At 73.4% G+C, this 9,548-nt stretch carries 11 protein-coding genes; 2 read left to right on the forward strand and 9 right to left on the reverse strand.

Features of this window, described 5'->3' with window-relative positions; all coding sequences use genetic code 11:
* Positions 1 to 148: 148 nt before the first annotated feature.
* The 9 genes from ACYVE9_RS08400 to paaA all read right to left on the reverse strand — a co-directional run bounded on the left by ACYVE9_RS08400 (position 149) and on the right by paaA (position 7,301).
* Positions 149 to 775 (reverse strand): proteophosphoglycan 5, encoded by a 627-nt coding sequence (locus tag ACYVE9_RS08400; RefSeq protein ID WP_461027110.1) that lies wholly within the window; start codon positions 773 to 775, stop codon positions 149 to 151.
* Between the two features lie 100 nt (positions 776 to 875).
* Complete coding sequence (locus tag ACYVE9_RS08405; RefSeq protein WP_461027111.1) at positions 876 to 1,679, reverse strand: alpha/beta hydrolase; 804 nt, start codon at positions 1,677 to 1,679, stop codon at positions 876 to 878.
* Positions 1,672 to 2,508, reverse strand: coding sequence for a tryptophan 2,3-dioxygenase (locus ACYVE9_RS08410; protein WP_461027112.1), 837 nt, complete (start codon positions 2,506 to 2,508; stop codon positions 1,672 to 1,674). Before ACYVE9_RS08410 ends, ACYVE9_RS08405 begins: the two co-directional genes overlap by 8 nt.
* Before the next feature lie 73 nt (positions 2,509 to 2,581).
* Entirely contained in the window at positions 2,582 to 3,349 is a 768-nt protein-coding gene (locus tag ACYVE9_RS08415; protein ID WP_461027113.1) for an SDR family oxidoreductase, read from the reverse strand.
* Between the two features lie 112 nt (positions 3,350 to 3,461).
* The gene (locus tag ACYVE9_RS08420) at positions 3,462 to 4,658 is read right to left on the reverse strand and encodes a 2Fe-2S iron-sulfur cluster-binding protein (RefSeq protein ID WP_461027114.1); all 1,197 of its coding nucleotides are present in this window, start codon (positions 4,656 to 4,658) and stop codon (positions 3,462 to 3,464) included.
* A 7-nt stretch (positions 4,659 to 4,665) separates the two neighbouring features.
* A complete protein-coding gene (gene paaD, locus ACYVE9_RS08425; RefSeq protein ID WP_461027120.1) occupies positions 4,666 to 5,166 on the reverse strand; it encodes a 1,2-phenylacetyl-CoA epoxidase subunit PaaD in 501 nt (166 codons plus the stop codon).
* Complete coding sequence (paaC, locus tag ACYVE9_RS08430) at positions 5,160 to 5,948, reverse strand: 1,2-phenylacetyl-CoA epoxidase subunit PaaC (protein ID WP_461027115.1); 789 nt, start codon at positions 5,946 to 5,948, stop codon at positions 5,160 to 5,162. Before paaC ends, paaD begins: the two co-directional genes overlap by 7 nt.
* A complete protein-coding gene (gene paaB, locus ACYVE9_RS08435; RefSeq protein WP_461027116.1) occupies positions 5,938 to 6,255 on the reverse strand; it encodes a 1,2-phenylacetyl-CoA epoxidase subunit PaaB in 318 nt (105 codons plus the stop codon). The genes paaC and paaB overlap by 11 nt, the downstream gene beginning before the upstream one ends.
* On the reverse strand, positions 6,252 to 7,301 hold the full coding sequence (gene paaA, locus ACYVE9_RS08440) for a 1,2-phenylacetyl-CoA epoxidase subunit PaaA (RefSeq protein WP_461027117.1): 1,050 nt from the start codon (positions 7,299 to 7,301) through the stop codon (positions 6,252 to 6,254). Before paaA ends, paaB begins: the two co-directional genes overlap by 4 nt.
* A 390-nt stretch (positions 7,302 to 7,691) precedes the next feature.
* Here paaA and ACYVE9_RS08445 point away from each other — a divergent pair, with 390 nt between their 5' ends.
* On the forward strand, positions 7,692 to 7,943 hold the full coding sequence (locus tag ACYVE9_RS08445) for an acyl carrier protein (RefSeq protein ID WP_461027118.1): 252 nt from the start codon (positions 7,692 to 7,694) through the stop codon (positions 7,941 to 7,943).
* Entirely contained in the window at positions 7,943 to 9,412 is a 1,470-nt protein-coding gene (locus ACYVE9_RS08450; RefSeq protein WP_461027119.1) for a class I adenylate-forming enzyme family protein, read from the forward strand. The genes ACYVE9_RS08445 and ACYVE9_RS08450 overlap by 1 nt, the downstream gene beginning before the upstream one ends.
* Positions 9,413 to 9,548: the final 136 nt, after the last annotated feature.

Raw genomic sequence — 9,548 nt, forward strand, 5'->3', positions numbered from 1 at the left:
CCGTGCCGGTGGAACTGGTCGTGCGCGACTCGACAAGCCCGCCACGGCAGGGGTGAGGCCGTCGAGCGGACAGCGTGTCGCGGACTCGGACCCCGTCAGCCGCCGACCCGCCGCGCTCGTCGTTCCGACACCGCGCTCGCCCTGCGGCTCACACCGTGAGGAACCTGCGTGCCGCCGCGGCGCCCGCCGCCGCGTCCCATCCCGTGGGTCCCACGACCGCGGCCACCAGTTGCTCGCTGACCGCGCCGTCCGCCGCTATCAACGCGTCGACGGCCGCACGGGTGAGAGGCCCGTCCCGTCCCGGCGCGTCCTCGGCGTAGGTCAGGATCCGTTCCCTGGTCTCCCGGACCGTCAGGGCGGGCAGCCCCACGCTGGTGAAACCGTCCGGAACGTCGTACGGCGCGCGGTACCAGCCCGTGCCGTCGAAGCCGTACACGAACCCGATCCACGACTCGTTGCGGCGCACCTCGAGCACGGGCGGTTCCCACCAGTCCGGCGCGCCGGCCAGCAGGTCCGTCTCGGGCTCTTCGAAGAAGTCGGAGGCCTCCGCGTAGTACGTCTGGGAGTACTCGTGGTCATGGCCGACGAGGACCGCGCGTCCGTCACCGAGGTGGTGCAGGTCCGCCCAGTTCCCGCCGCCGTCGTCGTAGTGCCACACCTTCCCGTCCGATCGGCAGCTGTCGCCCCAGCCCCGGGCCGCGCAGACCGCAGCCATGGCGGCCCAGCGCCCGCGCATGCTCGTCGGTTCCGGTAGGTCGAGCGCTGTGAGTGCCATGGACGTTCCCCTGTTCGTGTGCCGGCGGCCCACCACTGACCGCCCTGTGAAGGATAGGCGTGGCGACCGACAACGGACCGGGGAGCGGGGCGTGACCCCGCTACCGCCAGCCGGCGGTCAGACGTCGCAGGACCGCCGCCACCTCGTCGGCGGCCGGTGCACCGGGCTCGATGAGGGTGTAGTGGCCGGTGCCGGGCAGGACGACACGCTCGGCGTCCCGGTGCACGGCCGCGTAGTCGGCGAACTGGGAGAGCGGCACCTCCTCGTCCTGCGCACCGTTCAGCACGACCGTCGGCACACCCGTCGTGCCGGCGCCCGCCAGCAGGGTCACCGGGTCGACCAGCGGGAGGCGCGACTCCACCAGGTCCGCCCCGCCGAGGAGTTGCAGCGCGGCTCCGTCGCTGAGGTCGTCGCGGATCGTCGCTGCCAGGTCGGTGAGCGGGGCCAGGCCCAGGACGGCCGTCGGCAACCCGGTGCTGTACCAGGGGCAGTCGGCGGGCAGCAGTCCCCGCGCCCCGGCCCACAGCGCGAGGTGGCCGCCGGAGCAGTGCCCGGCCAGCACGTAGCGTCGGCCCGCGGGAACAGTGTCCAGGGCCAGCGCGATGTCGTCGAAGGTGGCCGGGTATCCGCCGGCGCCGCCCGAGCGGCGGAACCCCGGCAGCACCGTGGTGAAGCCCTGCCGAGCCAGGTGCGCGGCAAACGGGGTGAGGTGCATGCGGTCGTACCGCCAGTAGCCGCCGTGCAGCAGCACCACCAGCGGCGCGTCCGGGTCCTCGGCCGGCCACAGGTCGTAGACCTGGTGCGGGTGATCGCCGTAGCTGCGGTGCACCGGCGCCAGAACCGGCTTGAGGCTCAGCACCCGGCGCTCCTCCTCGGCGGCGAACGCGGAAGGTGCCCTAGACATGGCTGCGCGCCGTCCACAGTTCGGGGAACACCGGCCGGGCGGCGCGCTTCTCCAGCCAGGCCACGCCGGGAGTGCCCCCGCTGCCCGTCTTGGCGCCCATCGCCCGCCGGACGGCGAGCAGATGGTCACTGCGCCAGCGCAGCACCAGCTCCGCCACGTCGGTGAGGGTCTCGGCGAGCGTCACCAGCGGGTCGTACGGCGATCCCGCGTAGACCTGCCGCCACGCCTCCTCCACGTCGGGATCGGCCAGGTACGCGGCCGTCACGTCGCGTTCCAGCACCGCCTCGGGGACGGGCAGCCCGCGCCGGTGCAGGTACCGCAACACCTCGTCGTACAGGGAGGGTTCGTGGAGGGTGTCCTCCAACTCCGCGTACACCTGCGGGTGCCCGCGGTGCGGCTGGATCATGGACCGCGACTTGTCACCCAGCAGGAACTCCATGTGCCGGTACATGGCCGACTGGAAGCCCGAGGCCTCCCCGAAGGCCACCCGGAAGCGGTTGAACTGGGCGGGGGTCAGGGCGGCGATCGGCTTCCACGAGTCGTTGAGCGCCCGGTGGGTGCGGGCACTGCGGCGCAGCGCGTCCATCGCGTGTTCCAGGTCGTCCTTCAGCAGGGCGTCCCGTGCCGTCCGCCACTCGAAGACCAGCAGCTTGAGCCACAGCTCCATCACCTGGGTGGTGACGAGGAAGCCCATCTCCTCGGGCGCGTCGGACAGCGGCTGCTGGAGCGAGGTGAGCACGGAGGCGTGCACGTAGTCCTCGTAGGGCGTGCGTCCGTCGAACCGCAGGTGCGGGTCGCCGTCGTCGGGGGGCGGGATGCGGTCTGTCATGGAGTCTCCTCGACGGAGGCCGGCCGGCCGGGGCGGGCCCGCGGCCGGGTCGGGCCGGGACGGTCGGGCGGGCTCACAGCCCCAGGCGGGCGCCGCCGCTCGCGTCCAGGCACTGGCCGGTCACCCACCGGGCGTCGTCGCCGGCCACGAAGCTGACCACGTCGGCGATGTCGGAGGGCTGGCCGATCCGCTTGAAGACGGACGCGGACGCCGAGGCGGCGAGCACCTGCTGCTGTTGCAGGGTCGGGTTGATGGAGGTGTCGGTGAAGCCGGGCGCCACGGTGTTGACGGTGATGCCCCGGCTGCCGAGTTCCTGGGCCAGGGTGAGGGTCAGGGTCTCCAGCGCTCCCTTGGTCATCGAGTAGGCGATGATGTGCGGGATCGCGATGCGGGTCGCTCCGGTCGAGATGTTGATGATGCGCCCGCCGTCCCTGAGGCGCTCCAGGGCGTGCTGGATCACGAAGAACGGGGCCTTGGTGTTGATCGCGAACACCCGGTCGTAGTCCGCCTCGGTCACGGCGGTGATGGGCTTTGGCAGCGTGATGCCGGCGTTGTTGACCACGATGTCCACGCCCGGGCGTGCGCCGAGTCCGGCCAGGCCCTCGTCGAACGCCGCCCACAGGGTGGCGGCGTCGTCCGGGACGCCCAGCTCGGCCCGGACGGGGAAGGCCCGGCCGCCGGACGCGGTGATCTCGGCGACGGTCTCCTTCGCGGCGACCGCGTCGTGCCCGTAGTGGACGGCCACCAGCGCGCCCTCCCCGGCGAGCCGCAGCGCGATGCTGCGGCCGATGCCCCTGCTGCCGCCGGTCACCAGTGCGGTCCTGTCGGAAAGCCTGCTCATCGTGGTGTGTCCCTTCGCTGTGCCACTGGGCTGCCGGCGGTTGTCGGCAGGCGGTCCGTCGTGGGTGGTGTCGGTTCGTCGTGGGTCGTGGTGGTTCGCCGGGCCGGGTGTGTCAGGCGTCGAAGTCGAGGCCGATCTCGTCCGACTCCGGCCTGGCCCGGCAGGGCAGCGTGTAGCCGGCGGCCAACTCGGCGCTGCCCAGGGCGTACTGGCGGTCCATCGTCACCGAGCCGGCGGTGACCCGGGCGCGGCAGCTGCCGCAGAGCCCGTCCCGGCAGGAGTAGGGCGTCTCGGGGCGGGCCCGCAGCACGGTGTCCAGCACGACCCGGTCCTGAGGGGCCATGCGGACGGTGGTGGTCCGGCCGGCCAGCCGCGCCGACACCAGCCCGGCGCGGCCCGCCGACTCCCGTTCCTGCCCGGCCTGCTGCTCGGCACCGGAGGACTCGGCACTGGAGGACTCGGCACCGGAGGACTCGGCACTGGAGGACTCGGCACCGGAGGTGAAGTACTCGCAGCGCACCCGTGCCGGGTCGGCGCCCCAGTCGGCGAGGGCCTCCCGGACCGTCTCCACCAGTGACCAGGGGCCGCACAGGTAGAAGCGCTCCCCGCCGCCGGGATCGGCACCCAGCACGGACAGCAGACCCGGCAGCCGCTCGGGTGTGATTCGGCCGGACAGCAGCCCGGCCTCCCGCGTCTCCCGGGAGAGCACGTGCCACACGAAGAACCGGTCGAGATGGGCGTCCTTCAGGTCGGCCAGCTCGTCGGCGAGCAGCACGGAGCCGGAGGTCCGGTCGGCGCAGACCATGGAGACCCGGCAGTGCGGATCCTCACGCAGCGCGGCGGCGGCCATGGCGAGCAGCGGGGTGACGCCGCTGCCACCGGCGATCAGCACGTGATGCGCGCCGGGACGGTCGGCGAGCGCGAACTCCCCCGTGGGGCGGGAGACTTCCAGCACGTCTCCGGGCGCCAGGGTGCGGCACGCGTGGTCGGCGAAGCCGCCAGGGCCCAGACGCCGCACCACCAGGCGCAGTTCGGCCGGGTCGTCGGGCGGCGGGCAGACCGAGTAGCTGCGGCGCAGCTCGTTCCCGTCGGCGGTGCGGTGCCGGACGACGAGGTGCTGGCCCGCCCGATGGGCGAAGACGCCCGCCAGCCGCGGCGGCACGTCGAGGGTCACCGCGACCGCGTCGTCACCGAGTCCGCGCACCCGGCGCACGGACAGCCGGTGCCACCCGGGCGCGGCCGCCTCCTGCTCGTCCACCGGAGACGCGGGAAGGCGGGAAGGGGAGCGGGGAGCGGCGGTGTTCGTCACGGGTCCCTCACATCGCTTTCAGGTGCGCGAAGGTCTCGCGGCAGGCGGTGCACACCTGGATGGACTGGCAGCGGGTCGCGCCGAACGGGCTCTGCGGCCGGGTCGCCGACGAGCCGCAGTGCGGACAGGGCAGGCCGAGCCCGAGCCGCACCTCCAGCGGGGCACGGGCGGAGCCGGGGGGTGCGATGCCGTGCTCGGCGAGGCGACGCCGTCCGGCCGCGGTGATCCAGTCGCTCGTCCAGGGCGGGGTGAGCACCTGGCGTACCCGGCCGTCGGGGTGGCCGCACTCCGCCAGCACGTCCACGATCGCGGCTTCGATCACCGGCAGGGCCGGGCAGCCCAGGAACGTCGGGGTGATCTGCACCTCCAGCACGCCGTCGGCCGCCGGCCGCACGGAACGGACGATGCCCAGTTCGCCGAGCGTCACCATCGGCAGCTCCGGGTCGGGCACCTCGCCCACCCGGCGCCCGACCTGTTCGGCGGTCAGCCGGGGCGCGGCGCTCACCAGGTGCCGTCCGGGTACTGGCGGTTGACGGCCTGCAACTCGGCCAGCAGCGGACCGAACGCCTCGGTGTGCAGCCCGGCGCGTCCGCCCGTCGCCTGCCAGGCCGGTACGGGGACCGGAAGCTCCGCGGCGTCCAGGACCTCGGTCACCTCCCGCAGCCACCGGTCGCGCAGCCCCTTCGGGGCCACCGCGGTTCCGGAACCGGCAAGCCGCCGCACCAGCTCGTCGGCCTCGAACAACTCGCCCGTGTACGGCCAGACTCCGGCCAGCCCGGCGGACATCCGGCGGCGGCTCTCGGCGGTGCCCCGCGCGAGCCGGACCGTCCACTGCGCGGCGTGCATCCGGTGGTACTCCAGCTCCTTGGCGGCCCGCACACCGAACGCGGCCAGCTCCGCGTCGGCCGACTCCGCCAACTCCGTGTAGAGCAGGGCGTTGTAGTGCGCGTACACCAGCTGCCGGGCGATGGTCGCCGCGAAGTCGCCGTTGGGCAGTTCCACCAGCAGGCAGTTGCGGAACTCCCGCTCGGTCCTGCGGTAGGCGAGCGTGTCCTCGCTCCGGCCGGTGCCGTCCAGCCGGCCGCTGCGGGCGAGCAGGGTGCGCGCGTGGCCGAGCAGGTCCAGCGCGATGTTGGACAGGGCGAGGTCCTCCTCGATGGTCGGCGCCCTCGTCACCCAGGCGCACAGCCGCTGGCTGAGCACGAGCGCGTCGTCCCCCAGCCGCAGCAGGTACGCGGCGAGGTCCGGGCGTGTCACCGGGTCCGCGCCGGTCACGCTGCTAGTCGTCATGGCGGCCGTCCTCGTTCAGTGCCACGTAGTGCTCCGGGTACCGGTACGGTTTGCCGGCGCCGTTGCTGAAGTACGGGTCCTTCTCCTCGGGGGACGAGGCCCGGACCGCGTCCGAGCGCACCACCCAGACGGACACCGTCTCGCCCCGACGCGTGTACAGCTCCCGCGCGTTGGCCAACGCCATGTCACCGTCCGCCCCGTGCACCGAGCCCACGTGCTGGTGCGCGAGGCCGCGGCGTGGCCTGACGAAGACCTCCCACGGCGTCCGGGACCCCGCCGGCCGCCCGCTCCCGCCCTCGGCGCTCACGCTCCCGGCCCCCGCTCGTCCTGCCGCCACTCTTCCCGCCTCCACTCGTCTCGGCCGGACGCGTGGGCGTCGACGGCCTCCCGCACCCAGTCGCCGTCCCGGTGCGCGGCCACCCGGTGCGCGAGGCGTTGCCTGCTGCACTGCGAGTCGTCGCCGAGGGCGTCCCGGTACGTCTGCCAGTCGATGGGCCCGAAGTCGTAGTGCCCGCGCTCCTCGTTCCAGCGGATCCCCGGGTCGGGCAGCGTCACGCCCAGCCGCTCGGCCTGCGGCACGCAGTTGTCGACGAACCGCTGCCGCAGCTCGTCGTTGGTGTGCCGCTTGATGCCCCAGGCCATCGACCGGCGGCTCACTGCGGCGCCCATGGCCGCCGCGCGGTCGTCCGCACCGCCCGTCGTGGTGTCCGGCGGGCCGAACATCAGCGCCACCGCCGGCAGCCACCACCGGTTCACCGCGTCCTGAGCCATCCGCCGCTGCTCGGGCGTGCCCCGGCACAGCGACCACAACTGGTCGTAGCCCTGGCGCACATGGAACGTCTCCTCCTGGCAGACCCGCCGCATGGCACGCGCGTACGGTCCGTACGAGGTGTGGCACAGCGGCACCTGGTTGACCACGGCAGCGCCGTCCGTCAGCCAGGCGATCGCGCCGGTGTCGGCCCAGGTCAGCGCCGGGTGGTTGAACGTCGCCGCGTAGCGCTGGTGCCCGCTGTGCAGCGCGTCCAGCAGTTCGGCGCGGCTCACCCCCAGGGTCTCCGCGGCCGAGTACAGGTAGAGCCCGTGACCCGCCTCGTCCTGCACCTTGGCCAGCAGGGCCGCCTTGCGGTGCAGGGACGGCGCCCGGGTCAGCCACGCCCCCTCCGGCTGCATGCCGATGATCTCCGAGTGCGCGTGCTGGGCGATCTGCCGGACCAGCATCCGCCGGTAGCCCGCCGGCATCCAGTCCCGCGGTTCGATCTGCTCACCGGCGGCCAGCAGAGCCTCGAAGTGCGCCGTCAGCTCCGCCTCGTCCCCGGTGGCGGTCGGCCCACCGGCGGCCTCGACGGCGGTCACCGACCGCTCACCGCCCCACAGCCGTACCGGCCGCCGGGCGCGCACCCGACGGGCACGGCTCGCGTCCGGCGCACTTCTCGTGCCCGGGGCGCTGCGCCCACGTCGATCACTCCCTCGTCCGACGGCTGCCGCACGGCAGCGTGCCCTCGGCCCCGTCGAGCGCGGCCGCTGGTCGCGTCGGCCACCGCAACCACGACGGCCGTCATGAAGGAAGAGTGCGAACCGGCCCGGTGCAATCCCCGACCTCGCCCCGAAGGGCCGTGACGAAGCTCACGGAGCGGCGAGGGAGTGTGCGGCGCGGACGCCGCCTCTCTAGTCAGTAGTCAGCGCCACCACCGGTGCGCGACGGGTGGGCGACGCCCGGCAGCCACCGCAACGAAAGGCCACAGCATGAGCACCGTACGGGAGATGCTCGTCGAACTGACCGGCACGCCGGAGTTCGCCGAGAGCATCGGCGACGACGCCGACCTCAGCGCCAGCGGCATCGACTCGGGTGACCTCGTGCGCCTGGTCCTGCTCATCGAGCAGCGCACCGGCGTGGAGGTCTCCGCCGCGGACATGGAGGAGCTGACCACACTCGCGGACTACGAGCGGTTCGTCGCCGAACGCGGTGCGACGGCGGCGCAGTCGGACGGTTCGTGATGTGGCTGCGGCAACTGGTGGAGCGCAACCGCCAGTGCTTCCCCGACCGGCCGGCGCTGGTCGACGAGCACCGGTCCGTCACCTGGGCCGAGTTGCACGCCGGCGTCGACCGGCTGGCCCGCGGCCTCATCGACCTGGGCATCAGCCGCGGTGACCGGGTCGCCGTGCTCTCCACGGACCGCACCGAGGTGCTGGAGACGTACTTCGCGCTGGCCCGGCTCGGCGCCGTGTTCGTGCCGCTCAACCACAGCTTCACGCCCAGCGAGGTGGCCGGCATCACCGAGCGCACCGGCGCGGTCGCCGTGGTCGGCGAGTCGGCACTCCTGGAACGCCACCCGGACCTGCCCGTAGGCCGGCGACTCGCCTTCGACAGCGAGGAGTTCACCACCCTGGGTGCCGGCAGCCGGACCGCGCTGCCAGAGGTCGCCGACGACGAACCCGTGGCCATCCTGCACACCTCGGCCACCACCGGCCAGGCCAAGGGCGTCACCGTCGACCAGGCCTCGTTCCGTGCCATCGCGCTGGGCTGGCTGGCCGAGTGCCGCCCCGAGGACCCGGTCGTGCTGGTCAACTGCTGCCCGCTGTACCACGGCAGCCTGGTCGTCTCACTCAACTACCTGGCCGCCGGCGGCACCGTGGTGCTCATGCCCGGCTTCACCCCGCAGCGCGCACTCGCCGCGGTGCAGACCCACCGGGCCACGCACATCTGGCTGGTGCCGCAGATGCTCCGCTTCATCCTCCAGGCCAAGGCGACGGAGTCCACGGACCTGTCCAGCCTGCGGGAGATCCTCTACGGGGCCGCCCCGATGCCCGTCGAGACCTACACCGACGCCGTGTCCCGCCTCGGCTGCGGCTTCCGGCAGGTCTACGGCATGACGGAGGTCGGCGGCCCGTTCGTCACCCTCGGGCCCGACGAACACCCGGCGCTGGAGAACGTTCCGGAGATCATTCCGGCCGGCCGGGTCATCCCCGGCATGTCGGTGTGCGCACTCGACCCGCAGGACGACCCGGTGCCGACCGGGGCGGTGGGGGAGATCTGCGTGCGTGGGCCGGGCGTGATGCGCGGCTACTGGGACAACGAGGCGGCCACCGCCGAGATCACCGTCAACGGCTGGACCCGCACCGGCGACCTCGGCCTCATCGACGGCGACGGCCGGATCCACCTCGTCGACCGCTGCAAGGACCTGATCATCCGGGCCGGCCAGAACGTGTACCCGTCGGAGATCGAGCGCGCGCTCCGCTCCCACCCGGCGGTACGGGACGCCGCCGTGGTCGCGGTGCCCGACGCGGACTACGGCGAGGTGCCGCTCGCGTACGTCGCGGCCGACGGCACCCTCGGCACGGCCGAACTCCTGCGCCACGTCGCCGACCACCTCGCGCCCTACAAGCGCCCCCGCCGGATCGAGTTCATCGAGCAGGTCCCGAGAAACCCGGCCGGGAAGATCATCAAGAAGCTGCTCCGCACCTGAGGACGCCCGGGATGCCGCACCCGGGCGACCGCGCACGTCGGCAGACCGAGCGGGCCCTGCTGCTGCTCCGGCCGCTGCTCGCCGAGCAGGGCCTCACACTCGGCCTGGCGGCGACCGGCAGCGAGCGGGCGCTACC

Source organism: Streptomyces sparsus (genome assembly GCF_054776295.1).

What these genes read in the sequence shown, in the direction of transcription:
- ACYVE9_RS08400 (WP_461027110.1), bottom strand. Translation starts at nt 775, where the DNA reads ATGGCACTCACAGCGCTCGACCTACCGGAACCGACGAGCATGCGCGGG.
- ACYVE9_RS08415 (WP_461027113.1), bottom strand. Translation starts at nt 3,349, where the DNA reads ATGAGCAGGCTTTCCGACAGGACCGCACTGGTGACCGGCGGCAGCAGG.
- paaC (WP_461027115.1), bottom strand. Translation starts at nt 5,948, where the DNA reads ATGACGACTAGCAGCGTGACCGGCGCGGACCCGGTGACACGCCCGGAC.
- ACYVE9_RS08445 (WP_461027118.1), top strand. Translation starts at nt 7,692, where the DNA reads ATGAGCACCGTACGGGAGATGCTCGTCGAACTGACCGGCACGCCGGAG.
- ACYVE9_RS08405 (WP_461027111.1), bottom strand. Translation starts at nt 1,679, where the DNA reads ATGTCTAGGGCACCTTCCGCGTTCGCCGCCGAGGAGGAGCGCCGGGTG.
- ACYVE9_RS08450 (WP_461027119.1), top strand. Translation starts at nt 7,943, where the DNA reads ATGTGGCTGCGGCAACTGGTGGAGCGCAACCGCCAGTGCTTCCCCGAC.
- ACYVE9_RS08410 (WP_461027112.1), bottom strand. Translation starts at nt 2,508, where the DNA reads ATGACAGACCGCATCCCGCCCCCCGACGACGGCGACCCGCACCTGCGG.